Here is a 19,616-nt window from a genome sequence, read left to right on the forward strand (position 1 = left end):
AAACCGGTCAGTCGACCGGTGGAGCTCCGGCGAGGTGCCGGTGGCCCCGGTGGGCCCCCGTACCGGTGCGCCGGCGCCGGCCGCGGTGCGCGACGCGTTCCTCGGCGCGCAGCCGGGCCGCGCCCCGCTCCGACTGGCGCAGCAGCGCCCGGCAGGCCACGGTCACGGCCGCCAGGCCCAGCGCGGTCCCGGCGGCGCCGGCCGGCGAGGCGCCGCACCAGAGCCGCACCACGGGCACGAGGACGCAGCTGAAGGCGGCCCACCGCAGCACGTCGCCCACGCCGTCGGCCACGCCGTCGCCCGCGCCGTCCTCCGCGCCGTCCTCGGGCCCGGGCGCCGCTCCTGGGACGGTACGGGGTCCGGACACGGCGCGCTCCTTCGGTGTGCTCCCTGCGGCGACGCACGTTCAACGGCCGTCCGGCCGACCGGTCACTGTCCGGAGCCGACGGGGACCCGTACGGCCGTCCCGCGCGCGGTTCCGTGCGGCCTCCCGCACCCCTTCCGCCGCCCGCGCACCACACGCGCCCCGGCCCCGCGCCGGTGCTGCGCCGGGCCCGTACGGGTCTCGCCGAGCCCCGCCGGGCCGTTCGTGTTCCCCCACATGCGCCTCTCCAGTCCCCCTGGTCCCAGTGGTGACATCCGCGCTTCGGCCATGGCCGGTTCATACCGCGCAAACCGCCTGTACGGGGCAGCAACCATTGCGTTACGGGCGCGCGTCGTGCATGCTCCGGTGAACCGCGCCGAACCACCACGGAGAGTGCGCGGGATCTGGGCTAGAAAGGCTTGGCGCCGTACCCTTGGGGGTATGGGGACGGGAAGACGATTCCCGGACACAGCTTCGCCGCAGACTGTCGTCCCCGACTAAGGATCACCTCGCCGAGACAGCCATGGCCGGTCACGAATTCTTCGAACCCGCGGACCGCAAGCGGCCGGTCGCCGACCCCACGGCGGCCGATCCCCTGGCGGTGCCAGAGTCACGCCACCCCTGCGATCCGGCGTTCAAGCACGGCGTCGTCGTCGGCTTCGACGGATCCGACTCCAGCGAGCGCGCCCTCGCCTACGCGATCGGGATGGCGCACCGCACCCGCTCCGGTCTGATCATCGTTCATGTGGCCAACCGGCTGCCCACCACCGTGTGGGCCGGCTGCGAGCCACCGGTCTTCGTCGACGTGCCCGACCACCGCACCGAGGTCCTCGGTCTGGAGCTGGCGTGCGCGGAGTACCTCGCCGAGGTGCCCTGGATCCTGGTCGAGCGCGGCGGCGACATCTGCCACGAGCTGGAAGAGGTCGGCAAGGAGTACGCGGCGGACGCCATCGTCGTCGGCACCACGCACGGCATCGTGGGCCGGATCTTCGGCTCGGTGGCCGGGCGGCTCGCCAAGCGCGCGCAGCGTCCGGTCGTCGTCATCCCGTAGGCCGCGCGCGGTCCTTCCGCCGAACGGGAAAGGGGCGCCCCCGCCGCGCGAGGGCACCCCTTCGGGGAGTGCTACTCCACCGTCACCGACTTGGCCAGGTTGCGCGGCTTGTCGATGTCGCGACCCAGCGTCAGGGCCGCGTGGTAGGAGAGGAGTTGGAGCGGGATGCCCATCAGGATCGGGTCCAGCTCGTCCTCGTTCTTCGGGACGACGATCGTCTGGTCGGCCTTCTCCTGCTCCCGGTGGGCGACGGCGAGGATCTTGCCGCTGCGGGCCTTGATCTCCTCCAGGGCCGCCCGGTTCTTCTCCAGCAGGTCGTCGTCCGGCACGATCGCGACCGTCGGCAGCGCGGGCTCGATCAGGGCCAGCGGGCCGTGCTTCAGCTCGGAGGCCGGGTAGGCCTCGGCGTGGATGTAGGAGATCTCCTTGAGCTTCAGGGAGGCCTCGCGGGCCACCGGGTAGCCGCGCACCCGGCCGATGAAGAGCATCGAGCGGGCGTCCGCGTAGCCCTCGGCCAGCCGCTTGATCTCCTCCTCCTGCTTCATGATCTCGGTGATCTGCTCGGGCAGCCGGCGCAGGCCCTCGATGATCCGCTTGCCGTCGCGCACCGACAGGTCGCGGATGCGGCCGAGGTGCAGGGCGAGCAGCGCGAAGGCGACGCAGGTGTTGGTGAAGCACTTGGTGGACACCACGCACACCTCGGGCCCGGCGTGCACGTAGATGCCGCCGTCCGCCTCGCGGGCGATCGCGGAGCCGACGACGTTGACCACGCCCAGCACCCGCGCGCCCTTGCGCTTGAGCTCCTGGACGGCGGCCAGCACGTCGTAGGTCTCACCGGACTGGGAGACCGCGATGTAGAGGGTGTCGGGGTCCACGACCGCGTTGCGGTAGCGGAACTCGGAGGCCGGCTCGGCGTCGGCGGGGATCCGGGCCAGCTCCTCGATCATCTGGGCGCCGATCATGCCCGCGTGGTACGAGGTGCCGCAGCCGAGGATCTTCACCCGGCGCACCGCGCGCGCCTCGCGGGCGTCGAGGTTGATGCCGCCCAGGTGCACGGTGGCGAACCGGTCGTCGATCCGGCCGCGCAGCACCCGGTCGACGGCCTCGGCCTGCTCGTGGATCTCCTTGTGCATGTACGTGTCGTGGCCGCCCATGTCGTACGACTCGGCCTCCCACTCCACGGTGGTCGGCTCGGCCGTCGTACGGGTGCCCTCGGTGGTGTACGTGCGGAAGTCGTCGGCCTTGAGGGTGGCCATCTCGCCGTCGTCCAGGGTGACTATCTGCCGGGTGTGGGCGACCAGCGCGGCGACGTCGGAGGCGACGAACATCTCCTTCTCGCCGATGCCGAGGACGACCGGCGAGCCGTTGCGGGCCACCACGATGCGGTCGGCGAAGTCGGCGTGCATGACGGCGATGCCGTAGGTGCCCTCGACCAGGCGGACGGCGGCGCGGACCTTCTCCTCCAGCGTCGCGGCCTCGGAGCGGGCGATGAGGTGGACCAGGACCTCGGTGTCGGTCTCGGAGAGGAACTCGACGCCGTCCGCCTCCAGCTTGCGGCGCAGGTCGGCGGCGTTGTCGATGATGCCGTTGTGCACGACGGCGACCTTGTTGTCGCCCGACATGTGCGGGTGGGCGTTCACGTCGGAGGGGGCGCCGTGGGTGGCCCAGCGGGTGTGGGCGATGCCGGTGGTGCCCTTGAAGCGCGCCGGGACCTTGGCCTCCAGGTCGCGGACCCGGCCCTTGGCCTTGACCATCTTCAGACCGGGCGTCTTCGGCGAGGTGACGACGATGCCCGCGGAGTCGTAGCCGCGGTACTCCAGGCGCTGGAGGCCCTCCAGGAGGAGCGGCGCGACGTCACGCTTGCCGATGTATCCGACGATTCCGCACATAAAGACGTATTCCTCAGGTAGGGAAAGAGGGGACCCGGCCGGATCAGCCGTAGACGATGCGGCGCAGCTGCCTCAGGGACAGCTCCGGCGGCGCCACCGCGCGGTACTTCAGATCCGCGCCGATCCGTTCGAAGATCTCCGCGTTCACCAGGCCCTGCGCCTGGAGTTCGCGGTGCCGGCGACGGACGAACTCCTCGGTCGTCTCGTCGAAGTAGGCGAGCACGTCCTGAACCACCCGCAGCGCCTCGCCCCGGCTCAGGGGCGTGGAGCGCGTCAGATGATCCACAAGTTCGTCGTGCACCCGGTAGATCCTGGGGTACCGAAGATACTTTCGCAAGAATCTTGCCCGATATCGGGCAGGTCCCTGTTGGTGGTGTTGTGAACTCCTGTTCGCGCGCTGTCCACCCGGCGGCCCGCGTCCCGTCGCGCCGGTGCACCATTTTCAGACGCCATGGACATACCTCGCATGGGCGTTCCCGAGCAGCTGGCCGAGCGCATGAGCATGGCCGAGCAGCACGAATACCTGCGCTCCAAGTTCTCGCGCCGCACGATCATGAGAGGCGGCGCGGTCACCCTCGGCGCCGTCGCCGGTGGCGCGTTCGTGACGGGCACCTCGGCCCAGGCCGCCGTCCCGACCCAGCGCACCGCCCCCTCCTCCTCGACGCAGAGCGTCGACGGCGCCTACGTCGCCCCGTTCGGCCGCCACCTCGCCTTCGGCAACGACCCGCGCACCGAGGTCACCGTCTCCTGGCAGGTCCCGGTCGCCGTCAAGAAGCCGTTCATCCGCGTCGGCGCCCACCCCTGGGACCTGTCCCGCAAGATCGAGGCCGAGGTCCGCACCCTCTACACCCCGGCCGGCGTCGGCGCCAGCGGCGACCACACGCAGTACTACCTGCACGCCAGGCTCACCCACCTGCGCCCGGGCCGCACCTACTACTACGGCGTCGGCCACCAGGGCTTCGACCCGGCCCAGGCGCACCTGGCCGGCACCCTGGGCACCTTCACCACCGCCCCCGACCACAAGGCGCCGTTCACCTTCACCGCCTTCGGCGACGAGGGCGTCGGCTACCACGGCCTGGCCAACAACAGCCTGCTGCTCGGCCAGAACCCGGCCTTCCACCTGCACGCCGGCGACATCGCCTACGCCGACCCGTCCGGCGCGGGCAAGACCGCCGACACCGGCTTCGACTCGCGCACCTGGGACCAGTTCCTCGCCCAGACCGAGTCGGTCGCCAAGCAGATCCCGTGGATGCCCTCCTACGGCAACCACGACATGGAGGCCTGGTACTCGCCCAACGGCTACGGCGGCGAGGACGCCCGCTGGACCCTGCCCGACAACGGCCCCGACCCCGAGAACCTGCCGGGCGTCTACTCCTTCGTCTACGGCAACACCGCCGTCATCTCGCTGGACGCCAACGACATCTCCTTCGAGATCCCGGCCAACCTCGGCATCTCCGGCGGCACCCAGACCACGTGGCTGGAAGCCCAGCTGAAGAGGTTCCGCGCCTCCCGGGACGTCGACTTCGTCGTGATCTTCTTCCACCACTGCGCCTACTGCACCTCCACCGCGCACGCCTCGGAGGGGGGCGTGCGCCAGGAGTGGGTGCCGCTGTTCGAGAAGTACTCGGTGGACCTGGTCATCAACGGCCACAACCACCAGTACGAGCGCACCGACGTCATCAAGGCCGGCGCGGTCACCAAGAAGCTCCCGATCGGCGGCACCGCCTACCCCGAGACCGAGGGCGTGGTCTACGTCACCGCCGGCGCCGCGGGCCGCAGCCTGTACGCCTTCACCGCCCCCGACTCCTACGAGGGCAACGAGCACGAGGTCGAGTCGGTCGCATCCTTCGTCAACACCAAGGACGGCAAGAAGAACGAGACGGTCACCTGGTCGCGGGTGCGCTACCTCGACTACTCCTTCCTGCGCGTGGACGTCGCCCCCGCCTCGCGAGGCCGCTACGCCACGCTGACGGTGCGCGGCATCGCCGAGACCGGCGAGCAGGTCGACCACTTCACGGTGGCCCGCCGGGCGAAGTAACGCCCGCCGCCACGAGGCCAAGAGGGCGGTCCTCGCCCGTCACCGAGGACCGCCCTTCGCCGTGCCGCCCTTCCGTCGTCACCGCTCCCATGCAGTTCCCCTGCCGCCCTTCCGGATGATTTCGCCGGGGGAGGGGCTGTTCGACCGTTCCTGCGGGACAGTGGTCAATAGCCTCGGGCCGTGCACCAGGCCCCCGGTCCCCGTCCGAACGTAAAGGGAGCGCATGTGAGAAGGCACCACAGAACGACTCCCCGCACGCACCGCGAACCCCTCCCCCCCTGCCCACCGCGCCCACCGCGCGCGCCGTCCGCCGGTCTCCGGCCGGCCCGCGCCCTCGGCGCGCTGCTGCTCGTCTCCGCGGCCGGCGCCTGCGCCGTGGGCGCCGGTCCGGCCGCGCCGGAGAGCGCCGTACGGGACACCGCCGCGCTGGCGACCGCGGCGCACACCCGCGCGGCCGTGACCCCGCTGGACCAGGTGATCCCCGCTCCGGCCTCGGTCCGGGCCGGCGGGGCGCCGTACCGGCTCACCGCCGGCGCCCGCATCCGCGTCGACGACTCGCCCCGGGTGCGCGCGGTCGGCCAGTACCTCGCCGACGTCCTGCGCCCCTCGACCGGCTACCGGCTGCCGCTGACCACGCACGCCGGCGCCGGCATCCGACTGCGCCTGACCAAGGGCGCGTTCGGCGCCGAGGGCTACCGGCTCGACAGCGGCCCCGCCGGAGTGACCGTCACCGCCCGCGAGCCGGCCGGCCTCTTCCACGGCGTGCAGACCCTGCGTCAGCTGCTGCCCGCCGCCGTGGAGAAGAAGACCGTCCAGCCCGGCCCCTGGCGGATCGCCGGCGGCACCGTCACCGACAGCCCGCGCTACGCCTACCGGGGCGCCATGCTCGACGTCTCCCGGCACTTCTTCACCGTCGCCCAGGTCAAGCGCTACATCGACGAACTCGCCCTGTACAAGGTCAACGAGCTGCACCTGCACCTGAGCGACGACCAGGGCTGGCGCATCGCGATCGACTCCTGGCCGCGGCTGGCCTCCTACGGCGGCTCCACCGAGGTCGGCGGCGGCGCCGGCGGCCACTACACCAAGGCCGACTACCGGGAGATCGTGCGCTACGCCGCCTCCCGCTATCTGGAGGTCGTCCCCGAGATCGACATGCCGGGCCACACCAACGCGGCCCTGGCCTCCTACGCCGACCTCAACTGCGACGGCGTCGCGCCCCCGCTCTACACCGGCACCAGCGTCGGCTTCAGCTCGCTGTGCGCGGGCAAGGAGATCACCTACAAGTTCGCCGACGACGTGCTGCGCGAGCTGGCCGCGCTCACCCCCGGCCGCTATCTGCACATCGGCGGCGACGAGGCGCACTCCACCAGCCACGAGGACTACACGACGGTCATGAACCGGGTGCAGCCGCTGGTCGCCAAGTACGGCAAGACGGTCATCGGCTGGCACCAGCTGACCGGCGCCACCCCCGCCGAGGGCGCCCTCGCCCAGTACTGGGGGCTGGACTCCACCAGCGCCGCCGAGAAGGAGCAGGTCGCGCAGGCCGCGCGCAACGGCACCGGGCTGATCCTCTCACCGGCCGACCGGGTCTACCTCGACATGAAGTACACCAAGGACACCCCGCTGGGCCTGTCCTGGGCCGGCTACGTCGAGGTGCGGCGCTCCTACGACTGGGACCCGGCGACCTATCTGCCGGGCGCGCCCGCCGCCGCGGTGCGGGGCGTGGAGGCGCCGATGTGGTCGGAGACGCTGTCCACCTCCGCCCAGCTGGACACCATGGCCTTCCCGCGGCTGCCCGGCGCGGCCGAACTGGGCTGGTCGCCGGCGGCCACGCACGACTGGGACGCCTACAAGGTCCGGCTCGCCGCGCAGGCGCCGCGCTGGGACGCGCTGGGCATCGGCTACTACCGCTCGCCCCAGGTGCCCTGGCCGAGCAGCTGAGCGAAACGGGAGGGCGGGCGCTCCGGAGGACCGTCTCCGGGGCGCCCGCCCGTTCCCGGCGGAACCGGGGTCCGCTACCGGGCCTTGGCCCGTGGTCAGGTGACCGGGGTCCGGAACCGGGGTCAGGAGACCTTCTTCGCCGTCTCGATGGCCTTGGCGAGGTCTTCGAGCAGCGGGGCGCACTTGTCGTAGGACAGGATCGGCTCCGGGTTGCGGGCGATGACCTGCCCGGCCTTGACCGCGGGCAGCTTCTTCCAGGTGGCCTGGGTGATGGCGGCGGGCTGGATGGCCGAGGTGCGGTTGTCCATCATGATGATGTCGGCCGCGTACTTGTCGACGTTCTCCCAGCTCAGCGACTCGTACCAGCCGCCGCCCTTGGCCTTGGCCTGCTCCGGCGGCTCGACGATGTGCACGCCGAGCGCCTTGAAGTACTCCAGGTCGATGGAGAGGTTGGAGCCGGAGACGTAGAACAGGTCCTGGCTGGCGGAGCCGACGAGCACCTTGATGCCGGGCTTGGCCTTGGCGGCGGCGCGCAGCCGGGCGGCGGCGTCCTCGAAGCGCTTCTTGGCCTGCTTGACCTTGTCGGTGTCCACGTCGGCGCCGAGCGACTTCGCCAGCGCGCGCATGCGCTCCAGCGGCTGGGTGAGCTGGCGGTCGTAGACGGAGACGCCGACCGTGGGGGCGCCCACGGCGAGGATCTTCTTCTTCGACTCCTCCGGGACGTACCAGAGGGTGCCCGCGTCGTCGAACATCGTGGAGACGAGCAGGTCGGGGGCGAGGGCCGCGTACTTCTCGATGTTGAACTGGCCCCACTCGTTGCCGAGGACCGTCACCTTGGTGACGTCCATGTCGCCGGCCTGGACGTCGGCCTTGCCGTCCTTGGTCGTGGTGGGGCCGAAGACGCCCTTGACCTGGACGCCGTAGTCGTGGAGCGCGGCGCCCACGCCGACGAAGGCGACGATGTCCGAGGGGACCTTGCCGGCCTTCGCGGTCTGCCCGCGATCGTCCTTGAAGGACCACGGACCGGACTTCGCCGCCGTCCCCTTGCCGCTGTCCGCCCCGCCGTCCTTCTTGTCGTCGCCGCAGGCGGCGAGCGCGGCGCCGAGGCCGATGACGCCCCCGGCGGCGAGGACGCCGCGGCGGGAGAGGCGGGAGATGCGGGGCTTGGACATGGGCGTGCTGCTTTCGAACGGGGCGGGGTGACGCCGGTGAGGTTCGAGGGTAGGTTAGCCTAACCTCATCCTCTGTCCAGGTCCGGGGCACCCCGCCCGTCCGGCCGCGACCGGCGGTAGCTCAGCCGACCAGACCCAACTCGCGGGCGATCAGCATCCGTTGCACCTCGCTGGTGCCCTCGCCGATCTCCAGGATCTTCGAGTCGCGCCACATCCGCGCCACCGGGTACTCGTTCATGAAGCCGTAGCCGCCGTGGACCTGCGTGGCGTCGCGGGCGTTGTCCACCGCGATCGTCGACGAGTACAGCTTCGCGAGCGCCGCCTCCTTCTTGAACGGCTCGCCCGACACCAGCCGGTAGGCCGCGTCCCGCCAGGCCAGCCGGGAGGTGTGCGCCTTCATCTCCATGTCGGCGATCTTGAACTGGATGGCCTGGTTGGCGCCGATCGGCCGGCCGAAGGCGTGCCGCTCCTTGGCGTACTTCACCGACTCGTCCACACAGCCCTGCGCCAGCCCGGTCGCCAGCGCCGCGATCGCGATCCGCCCCTCGTCCAGGATCCGCAGGAACTGCGCGTAGCCGCGGCCCTGTTCGCCCAGCAGGTTCGCGGCCGGCACCCGCACGTCCTGGAAGGACAGCTCACGGGTGTCCGAGGCGTTCCAGCCGACCTTGGAGTAGGCGGGCGCCACCGTGAAGCCGGGGGTGCCGGAGGGGACGATGACGGCCGAGATGACGGGCCGGCCGTCGGGCTTGCGGTCGGTGACCGCCGTGACCGTCACCAGACCGGTGATGTCCGTGCCGGAGTTGGTGATGAAGCACTTGGTGCCGTTGATCACCCACTCGTCGGTCTCCGGGTCGAGACGGGCCGTGGTGCGGGTGGCGCCCGCGTCCGAGCCGCCGTCCGGCTCGGTCAGACCGAACGCGCCCAGCACCTCGCCCGAGCACAGCTTCGGCAGCCACTGCCGCTTCTGCTCCTCGGTGCCGAACAGATGGAGGGGCATGGCGCCCAGCGAGACGCCCGCCTCCAGCGTGATGGCCACGGACGAGTCCACCCGGGCCAGCTCCTCCAGGGCGATGCCGAGCGCCAGGTAGTCGCCGCCCATGCCGCCGTACTCCTCCGGGAACGGCAGCCCGAACAGGCCCATCCGGCCCATCTCCCGCACGATCTCGTACGGGAACTCGTGCCGCTCGTAGAAGTCGCCGATCTTCGGCGCGACGACGTCGTGGGCGAACTCCTCCACCGTGCGGCGGAGTTCCTCCAGCTCGGGGGTGAGGCGGTGGTTCATCACTGCTCCTTGTGGGAGAGGGCACGCAGGGTGCGGGAGGGGCTGGGCCGGCCGAGCCGGTCGGCCATCCACTCGCTCGTGGCGGTGAGGCGGCCGAGGTCGACCCCGGTGTCGATGCCGAGGCCCCGCAGCATCCACACCAGGTCCTCGGTGGCGAGGTTGCCGGTGGCGGACTTGGCGTACGGGCAGCCGCCGAGGCCGCCCGCGGAGGCGTCCACGGTGGTGACGCCGTGCTGGAGCGCGGCCAGGGTGTTGGCGAGCGCCTGGCCGTAGGTGTCGTGGAAGTGCACGCCGAGCGCGGCGGTCGGCACCCGCTGCTCGTTCAGCGCGGAGAGCAGTTCCAGGACGTGGCCCGGGGTGGCCACGCCGATCGTGTCGCCGAGGCTCAGCTCGTCGCAGCCCATGTCCAGCAGCGCCCGGCACACCCGCACCACCTGGTGCACGGAGACGGCGCCTTCCCACGGGTCGCCGAAGCACATCGACAGATAGCCGCGCACATGCGCCCCGGCCTCCTTGGCGCGCGCCACCACCGGCGCGAACACGGCCAGCGCCTCGTCCACCGTCCGGTTCAGGTTGGCCTTGGCGAAGGACTCGGTGGCGCTGGCGAAGACGGCGAGCCGGGACGCGCCGAGCGACAGCGCCCGATCGAGGCCGCGTGCGTTGGGCACCAGCACCGGCAGGTCCACCGGCAGGTCGCGCACCATCGGGAACAGCTGCTCGGCGTCGGCCAGCTGGGGCACCCACGCGGGGTGCACGAAGCTGGTCGCCTCGATCGTCGTCAGGCCCGCGTCGGCCAGCCGGCGGATGAACTCCGCCTTCACCTCGGTCGGCACGCTCGCCCGCTCGTTCTGGAGCCCGTCGCGCGGCCCCACCTCGTGGATCCTGACCCGCGCGGGCAGGTCCGGGGCGGGCACCACCATGGGCAGCGCGTCGGCGCTCATCGGGACACCGTCCCTTCCTCGTCGTCGAGCGGCGCGATGACCGCGAGGACCTGGTCCATGGCGACCGTCGTGCCCGGCGAGACGTCCAGCTCGGCGACCGTGCCGGCGTGCGGGGCGCAGATGACGTGCTCCATCTTCATCGCCTCGACCACCAGCAGGCTCTGGCCCGCCGTCACCTCGTCGCCGACGGCGACCTTCACCACCGTCACCGTGCCGGGCATCGGGGCGGTGAGCGAGTCGGCGCCCGCGTGGGCGGCGCGGGTGAGGGAGGCGGCGACCGGGTCGTGGTCGCGCACCTGCCAGGCGTCGCCGTCCCGGCCCAGCCAGTCGGCGGCGCGGTGGAAGGTGTGCCGCACCCCGTCCAGGGTGACCGAGACGGTGTCGTCGGCGACCGTGTGGACGCCGCGCGGGACGTACCGGACCGGATCGCCGACCCGCAGGTGGAAGGCGGCCGGCTTCGGCTCGCCGCCCAGCCGCCAGCCGCTCGGCACGGAGAACGGGTCCGTCCAGCCGGCCCCGTCGGCCTTGGGCCGCAGCGCGTCCAGGCGTACGGCGGCCGCCGCCTCGTACACCTCCTCGGGGACGTCGGCGGAGATCAGCTCGTCCACCACCCGCTCCACCAGACCGGTGTCCAGCTCGCCCGCCACCACCGCGGGGTGGGCCAGCAGCGCGCGCAGGAACGCGGCGTTGGTCTGCACGCCCAGGGTGACCGTCCGCGCCAGGGCCGCGCGCAGCTTCCTGAGCGCGGTGGCCCGGTCGGGGCCGTAGGCGATCACCTTGGCCAGCATCGGGTCGTACAGGCTGCCGACCTCGGTGCCCTCGCACAGCCCCGAGTCGGTGCGCACGCCGTCGCCCTGCGGCTCGCGCAGGCGCAGCACCGTGCCGCCGGAGGGCAGGAAGCCGCGCGCGGGGATCTCCGCGCACAGCCGGGCCTCCACCGCGTGCCCGGTGAGCGCGACGTCCTCCTGCGCGAAGGACAGCCGCTCGCCGGCCGCCACCCGCAGCTGCCACTCCACCAGGTCCAGGCCGGTCACCAGCTCGGTGACCGGGTGCTCCACCTGGAGGCGGGTGTTCATCTCCATGAAGTAGTACGCCGAGGGGTCCGCGCCGGGGACGATGAACTCCACCGTGCCCGCGCCCCGGTAGCCGCAGGAGCGGGCCGCCTGGACCGCCGCCTCGCCCATCGCGGCGCGCGTCGCCTCGTCCAGCAGGACGCTGGGCGCCTCCTCGATGATCTTCTGGTGGCGGCGCTGGAGGGAGCACTCGCGCTCGCCCAGATGGACGACGTTGCCGTGGCCGTCGGCCAGGACCTGGATCTCGATGTGCCGCGGGGTGTCCACCCAGCGCTCGACCAGGAGGGTGTCGTCGCCGAAGGAGGCGCGGGCCTCGCGGCGGGCGGCGGCGATCTCCTCGGCCAGCAGGTCCGCCTCGCGCACCAGGCGCATGCCCTTGCCGCCGCCGCCCGCCGACGGCTTCAGCAGCACCGGCATGCCGATCTCGCGGGCCGCCCCGGCGAGCTGCGCGTCGCTCAGCCCGGAGCCGCTGGAGCCCGGCACGACCGGCACCCCGGCCGCCCGCACCGACTCCTTCGCCCGGATCTTGTCGCCCATCAGCGCGATCGCGTCGGCCGGCGGGCCGATGAAGACGAGCCCGGCCTCCTCGCAGGCGCGCGCGAAGCCGGCGTTCTCCGCCAGGAACCCGTACCCCGGGTGTACGGCCTGGGCGCCGGTCAGGCGGGCGGCCGCCAGCAGCCGCTCCACCGACAGATAGCTCTCGGCGGCCGGCGGCGGACCGATCCGCACCGCCGTGTCGGCCTCGCGCACATGCCGGGCGTCGGCGTCGGCGTCGGAGAAGACGGCCACCGAGCGCACCCCGAGGGCGCGCAGGGTGCGGATGACCCGGACGGCGATCTCGCCGCGGTTGGCCACCAGAACTGTCTCGAACATCGTCATGGGATCCCCCTCACATCCGGAAGACGCCGAACTGGGGATCGCCCAGCGGAGCGTTGGCGCACGCGGTCAGGGCCAGGCCCACCACCTGGCGGGTCTCCAGCGGGTCGATCACGCCGTCGTCCCACAGCCGCGCGGTGGCGTAGTAGGCGCTGCCCTGGTGCTCGTACTGGGCGCGGATCGGCGCCTTGAACGACTCCTCGTCGTCGGCCGGCCACTCCTCGCCGCGCGCCTCGATCTGGTCGCGCTTGACGGTGGCGAGCACCGAGGCGGCCTGCTCGCCGCCCATCACGGAGATCTTGGCGTTCGGCCACATCCACAGGAAGCGGGGCGAGTACGCCCTGCCGCACATGGAGTAGTTGCCCGCGCCGTAGGAGCCGCCGACGACGACCGTCAGCTTGGGCACCCGGGTGCAGGCGACGGCGGTGACCATCTTCGCGCCGTGCTTGGCGATGCCGCCCGCCTCGTAGTCCCGGCCCACCATGAAGCCGGAGATGTTCTGGAGGAACAGCAGCGGGATGCCGCGCTGGTCGCACAGCTCGATGAAGTGCGCGCCCTTCTGGGCCGACTCGGCGAACAGGATGCCGTTGTTGCCGACGATGCCCACCGGGTGGCCGTGGATCCGGGCGAAGCCGGTGACCAGGGTCTGCCCGAACTCGGCCTTGAACTCCGCGAACCGCGAGCCGTCCACCACGCGCGCGATGATCTCCCGCACGTCGTAGGGGGTGCGCGAGTCCACCGGCACCGCGCCGTACAGCCCGAACGGGTCCGCCTTCGGCTCGGCCGGCGCGGTGACCTCCCAGGGCAGCGGGCCGCGCGCGGGCAGCGTGGCGACGATGTTCCGGACGATGCGCAGCGCGTGCGCGTCGTCCTCGGCGAGGTGGTCGGTGACGCCGGAGATCCGGGAGTGCACCTCGCCGCCGCCCAGTTCCTCCGCCGTGACGACCTCGCCGGTGGCCGCCTTCACCAGCGGCGGGCCGCCCAGGAAGATCGTGCCCTGGTTGCGGACGATCACCGCCTCGTCGCTCATCGCCGGGACGTACGCGCCGCCCGCCGTGCAGGAGCCGAGGACCGCGGCGATCTGCGGGATGCCGGCGCCGGACATCCGCGCCTGGTTGTAGAAGATCCGCCCGAAGTGCTCGCGGTCGGGGAACACCTCGTCCTGCATCGGCAGGAACGCGCCGCCGGAGTCCACCAGGTACAGGCACGGCAGCCGGTTCTCCAGCGCCACCTCCTGCGCCCGCAGGTGCTTCTTGACCGTCATCGGGTAGTACGTGCCGCCCTTGACGGTGGCGTCGTTGGCGACGATCACGCACTCGCGGCCGCTGACCCGGCCGATGCCCGCGATCACCCCGGCGGCCGGGGCCTGCCCGTCGTACATCCCGTCGGCGGCCAGCGGCGCCAGCTCCAGGAACGGCGAGCCCGGATCGAGCAGCGCGTCCACCCGGTCGCGGGGCAGCAGCTTGCCGCGCGCGGTGTGCCGCGCGCGGGCCTTCTCGCCGCCGCCGAGCCGGGCCGCGGCGAGCTTGCCGCGCAGCTCGTCGGCGAGCGCCCGGTGCGCCTGTTCGTTGGCCCGCCAGGCCTCCGACGCGGGGTCGCCCGCGCTCGTCAGCTCCGGTGCCTCGTGCATCGCTGTGGTCCCCTCACCCGTGTGGTCGACGTGGTCCACTGGTTAATGAGCGTTAACCCATCGCCCTCAGGTTAACGAGCGCTAACGTCGCTGTCTAGAATTGTTCTCATGGCCATGCGAACCGACGCCCTCACCCGCCGCGAGCAGATCCTCAAGGAGGCCGCACGCCTGTTCGCCGAACGCGGGTTCCACGGTGTCGGCGTCGACGAGATAGGCGCCGCGGTGGGCATCAGCGGACCCGGTCTGTACCGGCACTTCCCCGGCAAGGACGCGATGCTCGCGGAGCTGCTGGTCGGCATCAGCGGCCGGCTGCTCACCGGAGCGAAGCGGCGCCTGGCGGAGGCGGACGCGGGAGCCGGGCCCGGGGCGGTCCTCGACTCGTTCATCGAGGGACACATCGACTTCGCGCTCGACGACCGGCCCCTCATCACCTTGCACGACCGTGAGCTGGACCGCCTCCGGGACAGCGACCGCAAGCTGGTGCGGCAGTTGCAGCGGCAGTACGTGGAGCTGTGGGTGGAGGTGGTGCGAGAGGTGCATCCGGCGCTGAGTGAGCCTGCGGCGCGGTCCGCCGTGCACTCGGTGTTCGGGTTGCTGAACTCCACTCCGCATCTGGGGCGGCGGGGGGTGCTGCCCGGGCGGGGGGCGACGGCGGAGTTGCTGCATCGGATGGCTCGGGGGGCGTTCGCCTCGGCGGAGTCGCCTGCGGCGGGCTGAGGGGGGCGCCTTCTGTGGGGGTGGGTGCGGTTCGTTCGGCGGGTGCGGGTGCGTTGTGGCCGGGCGCGCAGTTCCCCGCGCCCCTGGGCTGGGCTTCGCCCTGCGCCTGGGGCGCCTTTCGGGTGGGCGGGTGTCGCTTCGTGGGCGGGTGCGGGTGCGTCGTGGCTGGGCGCGCAGTTCCCCGCGCCCCTTGCAGGGGCTGGGCTTCGCCCTCGCCCCTGCCCCTGCCCTGCCCCCTGTCCTCGCCCCTGCCCTCTGGGGTTTCTCGTTGCGTGACGAGGGTTACGGGTTCTGGTCTTTACTGCCTTCGTACTCGCCGGTACGTTTGTGTGAGCAAGCGCTTAGACAGCCGAGGCATGTGGAGGTGGCGGCGTGCGCCGTACGGTGTTCAACGAGGATCACGAGGCGTTCCGGGAGACCCTTCGCGCCTTCATCGAGGCCGAGGTCGTACCGGTGTACGACGAGTGGTTCGCCGCCGGCCAGGCCCCGCGCGACTTCTACTACAAGCTGGGCGAGCTGGGCATCTTCGGGATCAACGTCCCCGAGGAGTTCGGCGGCGCCGGCATGGACAGCCACAAGTTCGAGGCCGTCCTGTACGAGGAGACCGCCCGCGCGGGCGTCCAGTTCGGCGGCTCCGGCGTGCACGTGCTGCTCGCCCTGCCCTACATCAAGATGCTGGCCACCGACGAGCAGAAGAAGCGGTACCTGCCGAAGTTCGTCACCGGCGAGGAGATGTGGGCCATCGCGATGACCGAGCCGGGCACCGGCTCCGACCTCGCGGGCATGAAGACCACCGCCAAGCTCTCCGCGGACGGCACGCACTACGTCCTCAACGGCGCCAAGACCTTCATCACCGGCGGCGTCCACGCCGACAAGGTCATCGTCTGCGCCCGCACCTCCGCCCCGACCGCCGAGGACCGCCGCTTCGGCATCTCGCTGTTCGCCGTGGACACCAAGTCCGAGGGCTACTCCGTCGGCCGCAAGCTGGACAAGCTGGGCCTGCGCACCTCCGACACCGCCGAACTGGCCTTCGTGGACGTCAAGGTCCCGGTCGAGGACCTGCTCGGCGAGGAGAACAAGGGCTTCTCCTACCTCGGCCACAACCTGGCCTCCGAGCGCTGGGGCATCGCCTTCGGCGCCTACGCCCAGGCCAAGGCCGCCGTCCGGTTCGCCAAGCAGTACGTCCAGGACCGCACCGTCTTCGGCAAGCCGGTCGCGCACTTCCAGAACACCAAGTTCGAGCTGGCCGCCTGCCAGGCCGAAGTGGACGCCGCCGAGGCCGTCGCCGACCGCGCCACCGAGGCGCTGGACGCCGGCGAGCTGACCCCCGCCGAGGCCGCCTCCGCCAAGCTGTTCTGCACCGAGGTCGCCCACCGCGTCATCGACCGCTGCCTCCAGCTGCACGGCGGCTACGGGTACATGAACGAGTACCCGATCGCCCGCCTGTACGCCGACAACCGCGTCAACCGGATCTACGGCGGCACCAGCGAGATCATGAAGTCGATCATCGCCAAGGACATGGGCCTGTAGGCACGTGAGCACGGCACTGGAGTCCCTGCTCGATCTGCTCGACCTGGAGCGGATCGAGCGGGACATCTTCCGCGGGCGCTCCCGCTCCGCCGTCGTGCCCCGCGTGTTCGGCGGCCAGGTCGCGGCCCAGGCCCTGGTCGCCGCCGGGCGCACGGTCCCCGACGACCGGCACGCCCACTCGCTGCACGCCTACTTCCTGCGGCCCGGCGACCCCGGCGCGCCCATCGTCTACACCGTGGACCGCATCCGCGACGGCCGCTCCTTCACCACCCGGCGGGTGGTCGCCGTCCAGCACGGGCAGCCGATCTTCCACCTCTCCGCGTCCTTCCAGACGTACGAGGAGGGCCTGGACCACCAGGCGCCGATGCCGCCCGCCCCGGACCCGGAGACCCTGCCCACCTCCGCCGCACGGCTGCGCTCCTACGGCCACCTCCCGCCCGAGGTGGTGGAACGCTTCCTGGAGACCCGCGAGGCCGTCGACCTGCGCTACGTCGACGAGCCGCCGTACGGGAGGTTCGGCGAGCCGCGCGAGCCGCACTCCCAGGTGTGGTTCCGCACCAACGGCAAACTGGACGACGACCCGCTCCTGCACGTCGTCCTGGCCACCTACGTCTCCGACATGACCCTGCTCGACTCGGTGCTCCTCGCCCACGGGCGCGGCGGCTGGGCCGTCGGGGACGTCGTCGGGGCCTCCCTGGACCACGCCATGTGGTTCCACCGGCCCTTCCGCGCCGACGAATGGCTCCTGTACGACCAGGAGTCGCCCTCGGCGCACGGCGGCCGGGGCCTGGGGCAGGCCCGTATCCACACGCAGGACGGCCGGCTGGCCATCTCAGTGATCCAGGAAGGCGTGGTCCGCGTCCCCCGGGAACACTGAGGGGCATGGCCCACCCACCCGGACAGGACACCCGCCCGGCGCCGGCGGACACCGGCGGCGGCGCATCGACCTTCACGGTGATCGTCGCCGCCCTCGCCAACCTCGGCATCGCGGTGGCCAAGGCCGTCGCGGGCCTGATCAGCGGCTCCAGCGCGATGCTGTCGGAGGCCGCGCACTCGGTCGCCGACACCGTCACCGAGGTGCTGCTGCTCACCGCGCTCAAACGCAGCGGGAAACCCGCCGACGAGGACCATCCCCTCGGCTACGGCCCCGAACGCTACATCTGGGCGCTGCTCGCCGCCGTCGCCACCTTCGTCGGCGGCGCCGTCTTCTCCCTCTACGACGGCGTGCGCACCCTCGTCCGCGGCGAGGACCTGGGCGACCCGCTCGTCTCCTTCCTCGTCCTCGCCGTCGCCTTCCTGCTGGAGGGCTTCTCGCTGCGCACCGGACTGCGCCAGGCGCGCGGCGCGGCCGCCCGGCTGAGGGTGCCCTTCCGGCGCTACTTCCGGCGCACCCCCGACACCGCCGTCAAGGCCGTCGTGATGGAGGACTCCGCCGCCCTGGTCGGGCTGCTGCTGGCGGCCGGCGGCCTGCTCGGCGGCCGGCTCACCGGCTCCGGCGTCTACGACGGCGTCGCCTCCCTGTGCATCGGCGCGCTCCTGCTCTACGTCGCCTGGGTGCTGGGCCGCTCCAACGCCGAACTGCTCATCGGCCGCCCGCTGCCGCGCGCCGCCCGCGAACGCATCCGCGCCCTGCTGGTGGACGTGGAGCACATCGAGGCCGTACTGGAGCTGACCACGCTGGTGCAGGGGCCGGACGCGGCGCTGGTGGCGGCGAAGGTCGACTTCCGGGACGTGTCGAGCGCCGCCCAGATCGAGTGGGCGTGCGAGCGGGCGGAGCAGCGGCTGCGCGAGGAGTTCCCCGTCATCACCCGCGTCTACCTGGACCCGACGCCGGGGTTCGCGCAGCGCCGCGCGGAGGGCCTGCGCCCCCGGCCGTGAGAGGCATTGAGGAGCCGGGAGGGCGCCCGCCGCGGGCCGTCAGGCCAGTCCCGCCCGCTCCAGCAGGTAGGCGGTCATCGGGTCGTAGTAGCGGGGGCTGACCACGTGGTCGTCCAGCGGCACCGCCACCTGCACGGCGCCCTCCGCCTCGGCCAGGAAGAGCGCCGGGTCGTTGCAGTCGGCGTAGCCGACGGAGTCCACGCCCAGCTGGCCCGCGCAGCCCGCCCAGCCGTGGTCGGCGACGACCAGGTCGGGCAGCGGCCGGCCCGCGGAGTCCAGACCGGTCAGGATGGCGCGCATCGGCTCACCGGAATGGGTGTGCCACAGCGTGGCCCCGTGCTCCAGCACCGCCACGTCCGCGAACTGCATGACGTAGCCCTCGTCCGTCTGGAGGCCGTCCGGGATCACCACGATCTCGCAGCCGGCGGCGCGCAGCGCGGCGGCCGTGGCGCGGTGCACGTCCAGCAGGCCGCCGGGGTGGCCGGTGGCGAACAGCACCCGCTGGCCGCCGTCGGCCGCTTTACGCAGCCGCCCCGCCAGCCGCTCCAGGCCGTCCACGGTCAGCTCCGGGTCGATGGTGTCCTGGCCGTGCCGGTACTCCGGGTCGTCGTTGACGCCGACCCGCTCGGCCATCACCGCGAGGACGTCCTGCTCGTCGGTCCAGCGGTCGCCCAGCTCCAGCCCGAGCCAGAAGTTGCGGTCGCCGTTGGCCAGCTTGCGGTAGTGGGAGAGGTTGTTCTCGCGGGGCGTGGCGACGTCCCCGGCGATGCGGGTCCTGACGAGGTGGTCGACGAGTTCGGCGCGGCTGGGTGTCCCGGGTATCGGCATGCCACCCATTGTGATGCAGTGATCCGTATCCGTCGCCGGCGTTCCGGCCGCTGGGACGCGGCTCACGCCGCCGCCGGCCGCCGCGGTCAGCCCCTGCGCAGGGCGAACCACAGCTCCATGCGGGTGTCCGGGTCGTCCAGATCGGCGTCCAGCAGCGCGGCGCAGCGGGCGATGCGCTGGCGGACGGTGTTGCGGTGCACGGCGAGCGCCACCGCGGTGCGGTCCCAGCTGCCGTGCAGGGACAGCCAGGCGCGCAGCGTCTCCGCGAGCGCGGGGGCGGCGGCGAGCGGGGCGAGCAGCGCGCGGGCGTGCGCGTCGGCCTCGGCGGGCGCCACCAGGTCGGCGAGACCGGGACGGGCGCCGCCCCGGCCGTGCCGGACCAGGGCGGCGCGGGTGGCGCGGGCGC

Annotated in this window: 17 protein-coding genes; 7 read left to right on the forward strand and 10 right to left on the reverse strand. The window is 72.4% G+C overall.

Annotated features, from left to right (window positions below):
- Positions 1-7 precede the first annotated feature (7 nt).
- Positions 8-367 (reverse strand): hypothetical protein, encoded by a 360-nt coding sequence (locus tag ABEB07_RS03210; RefSeq protein WP_425588943.1) that lies wholly within the window; start codon positions 365-367, stop codon positions 8-10.
- A gap of 520 nt (positions 368-887) precedes the next feature.
- Here ABEB07_RS03210 and ABEB07_RS03215 point away from each other — a divergent pair.
- Positions 888-1,415 carry a universal stress protein gene (locus tag ABEB07_RS03215; protein ID WP_164583504.1) on the forward strand — a complete coding sequence of 176 codons (528 nt, stop codon included), beginning with the start codon at positions 888-890 and terminating at the stop codon, positions 1,413-1,415.
- Positions 1,416-1,486: 71 nt separating this feature from the next.
- On the opposite strand, the gene glmS is transcribed toward ABEB07_RS03215, so the two are convergent.
- Positions 1,487-3,304: a glutamine--fructose-6-phosphate transaminase (isomerizing) gene (glmS, locus tag ABEB07_RS03220; RefSeq protein WP_164583505.1), complete on the reverse strand. Its 1,818-nt coding sequence runs from the start codon at positions 3,302-3,304 to the stop codon at positions 1,487-1,489.
- A gap of 43 nt (positions 3,305-3,347) precedes the next feature.
- Complete coding sequence (locus tag ABEB07_RS03225) at positions 3,348-3,605, reverse strand: hypothetical protein (RefSeq protein ID WP_190178386.1); 258 nt, start codon at positions 3,603-3,605, stop codon at positions 3,348-3,350.
- Positions 3,606-3,770: 165 nt separating this feature from the next.
- On the opposite strand from ABEB07_RS03225, the gene ABEB07_RS03230 reads away from it, so the two are divergent.
- Complete coding sequence (locus tag ABEB07_RS03230) at positions 3,771-5,342, forward strand: purple acid phosphatase family protein (RefSeq protein ID WP_345666934.1); 1,572 nt, start codon at positions 3,771-3,773, stop codon at positions 5,340-5,342.
- 345 nt (positions 5,343-5,687) lie between these two features.
- Positions 5,688-7,283, forward strand: coding sequence for a beta-N-acetylhexosaminidase (locus tag ABEB07_RS03235; RefSeq protein ID WP_345666935.1), 1,596 nt, complete (start codon positions 5,688-5,690; stop codon positions 7,281-7,283).
- 122 nt (positions 7,284-7,405) lie between these two features.
- Here ABEB07_RS03235 and ABEB07_RS03240 read toward each other — a convergent pair whose 3' ends face one another.
- The 5 genes from ABEB07_RS03240 to ABEB07_RS03260 form a co-directional block, all read right to left on the reverse strand.
- Positions 7,406-8,455 (reverse strand): ABC transporter substrate-binding protein, encoded by a 1,050-nt coding sequence (locus ABEB07_RS03240; RefSeq protein ID WP_345666918.1) that lies wholly within the window; start codon positions 8,453-8,455, stop codon positions 7,406-7,408.
- 121 nt (positions 8,456-8,576) lie between these two features.
- Positions 8,577-9,737 carry an acyl-CoA dehydrogenase family protein gene (locus ABEB07_RS03245; protein ID WP_176149068.1) on the reverse strand — a complete coding sequence of 387 codons (1,161 nt, stop codon included), beginning with the start codon at positions 9,735-9,737 and terminating at the stop codon, positions 8,577-8,579.
- Positions 9,737-10,678 carry a hydroxymethylglutaryl-CoA lyase gene (locus ABEB07_RS03250; protein ID WP_176149067.1) on the reverse strand — a complete coding sequence of 314 codons (942 nt, stop codon included), beginning with the start codon at positions 10,676-10,678 and terminating at the stop codon, positions 9,737-9,739. Before ABEB07_RS03250 ends, ABEB07_RS03245 begins: the two co-directional genes overlap by 1 nt.
- Positions 10,675-12,624: an acetyl/propionyl/methylcrotonyl-CoA carboxylase subunit alpha gene (locus tag ABEB07_RS03255; RefSeq protein WP_345666936.1), complete on the reverse strand. Its 1,950-nt coding sequence runs from the start codon at positions 12,622-12,624 to the stop codon at positions 10,675-10,677. The genes ABEB07_RS03250 and ABEB07_RS03255 overlap by 4 nt, the downstream gene beginning before the upstream one ends.
- Positions 12,625-12,640: 16 nt before the next feature.
- Positions 12,641-14,257, reverse strand: a complete 1,617-nt coding sequence (locus ABEB07_RS03260; protein WP_345666920.1) for a carboxyl transferase domain-containing protein — start codon at positions 14,255-14,257, stop codon at positions 12,641-12,643.
- A 108-nt stretch (positions 14,258-14,365) separates the two neighbouring features.
- Here ABEB07_RS03260 and ABEB07_RS03265 point away from each other — a divergent pair, with 108 nt between their 5' ends.
- The 4 genes from ABEB07_RS03265 (at position 14,366) to ABEB07_RS03280 (ending at position 18,382) form a co-directional block, all read left to right on the forward strand.
- Positions 14,366-14,974 (forward strand): SACE_7040 family transcriptional regulator, encoded by a 609-nt coding sequence (locus ABEB07_RS03265; protein WP_345666921.1) that lies wholly within the window; start codon positions 14,366-14,368, stop codon positions 14,972-14,974.
- 372 nt (positions 14,975-15,346) lie between these two features.
- On the forward strand, positions 15,347-16,504 hold the full coding sequence (locus tag ABEB07_RS03270; protein WP_164583919.1) for an acyl-CoA dehydrogenase family protein: 1,158 nt from the start codon (positions 15,347-15,349) through the stop codon (positions 16,502-16,504).
- A 4-nt stretch (positions 16,505-16,508) separates the two neighbouring features.
- Positions 16,509-17,381, forward strand: a complete 873-nt coding sequence (gene tesB / locus ABEB07_RS03275; protein ID WP_345666922.1) for an acyl-CoA thioesterase II — start codon at positions 16,509-16,511, stop codon at positions 17,379-17,381.
- A 5-nt stretch (positions 17,382-17,386) separates the two neighbouring features.
- Positions 17,387-18,382, forward strand: coding sequence for a cation diffusion facilitator family transporter (locus ABEB07_RS03280; RefSeq protein ID WP_345666923.1), 996 nt, complete (start codon positions 17,387-17,389; stop codon positions 18,380-18,382).
- A gap of 39 nt (positions 18,383-18,421) precedes the next feature.
- Here the strand turns inward: ABEB07_RS03280 and ABEB07_RS03285 are convergent, their stop codons facing one another.
- The gene (locus tag ABEB07_RS03285) at positions 18,422-19,210 is read right to left on the reverse strand and encodes a phosphatase (RefSeq protein ID WP_176149060.1); all 789 of its coding nucleotides are present in this window, start codon (positions 19,208-19,210) and stop codon (positions 18,422-18,424) included.
- 86 nt (positions 19,211-19,296) lie between these two features.
- On the reverse strand, positions 19,297-19,616 hold a 320-nt coding region (locus ABEB07_RS03290; protein ID WP_345666924.1), incomplete at its 5' end, for a helix-turn-helix domain-containing protein.

This window comes from Streptomyces similanensis (genome assembly GCF_039543625.1).
In the GTDB taxonomy this organism is placed as follows: domain Bacteria; phylum Actinomycetota; class Actinomycetes; order Streptomycetales; family Streptomycetaceae; genus Streptomyces; species Streptomyces similanensis.

Excerpts from the sequence above, each read along its gene's own strand:
- ABEB07_RS03215 (WP_164583504.1), top strand. The coding sequence starts at position 888 with ATGGCCGGTCACGAATTCTTCGAACCCGCGGACCGCAAGCGGCCGGTC.
- glmS (WP_164583505.1), bottom strand. The coding sequence starts at position 3,304 with ATGTGCGGAATCGTCGGATACATCGGCAAGCGTGACGTCGCGCCGCTC.
- ABEB07_RS03230 (WP_345666934.1), top strand. The coding sequence starts at position 3,771 with ATGGGCGTTCCCGAGCAGCTGGCCGAGCGCATGAGCATGGCCGAGCAG.
- ABEB07_RS03240 (WP_345666918.1), bottom strand. The coding sequence starts at position 8,455 with ATGTCCAAGCCCCGCATCTCCCGCCTCTCCCGCCGCGGCGTCCTCGCC.
- ABEB07_RS03245 (WP_176149068.1), bottom strand. The coding sequence starts at position 9,737 with ATGAACCACCGCCTCACCCCCGAGCTGGAGGAACTCCGCCGCACGGTG.
- ABEB07_RS03250 (WP_176149067.1), bottom strand. The coding sequence starts at position 10,678 with ATGAGCGCCGACGCGCTGCCCATGGTGGTGCCCGCCCCGGACCTGCCC.
- ABEB07_RS03255 (WP_345666936.1), bottom strand. The coding sequence starts at position 12,624 with ATGTTCGAGACAGTTCTGGTGGCCAACCGCGGCGAGATCGCCGTCCGG.
- ABEB07_RS03260 (WP_345666920.1), bottom strand. The coding sequence starts at position 14,257 with ATGCACGAGGCACCGGAGCTGACGAGCGCGGGCGACCCCGCGTCGGAG.
- ABEB07_RS03265 (WP_345666921.1), top strand. The coding sequence starts at position 14,366 with ATGGCCATGCGAACCGACGCCCTCACCCGCCGCGAGCAGATCCTCAAG.
- ABEB07_RS03280 (WP_345666923.1), top strand. The coding sequence starts at position 17,387 with ATGGCCCACCCACCCGGACAGGACACCCGCCCGGCGCCGGCGGACACC.
- ABEB07_RS03285 (WP_176149060.1), bottom strand. The coding sequence starts at position 19,210 with ATGCCGATACCCGGGACACCCAGCCGCGCCGAACTCGTCGACCACCTC.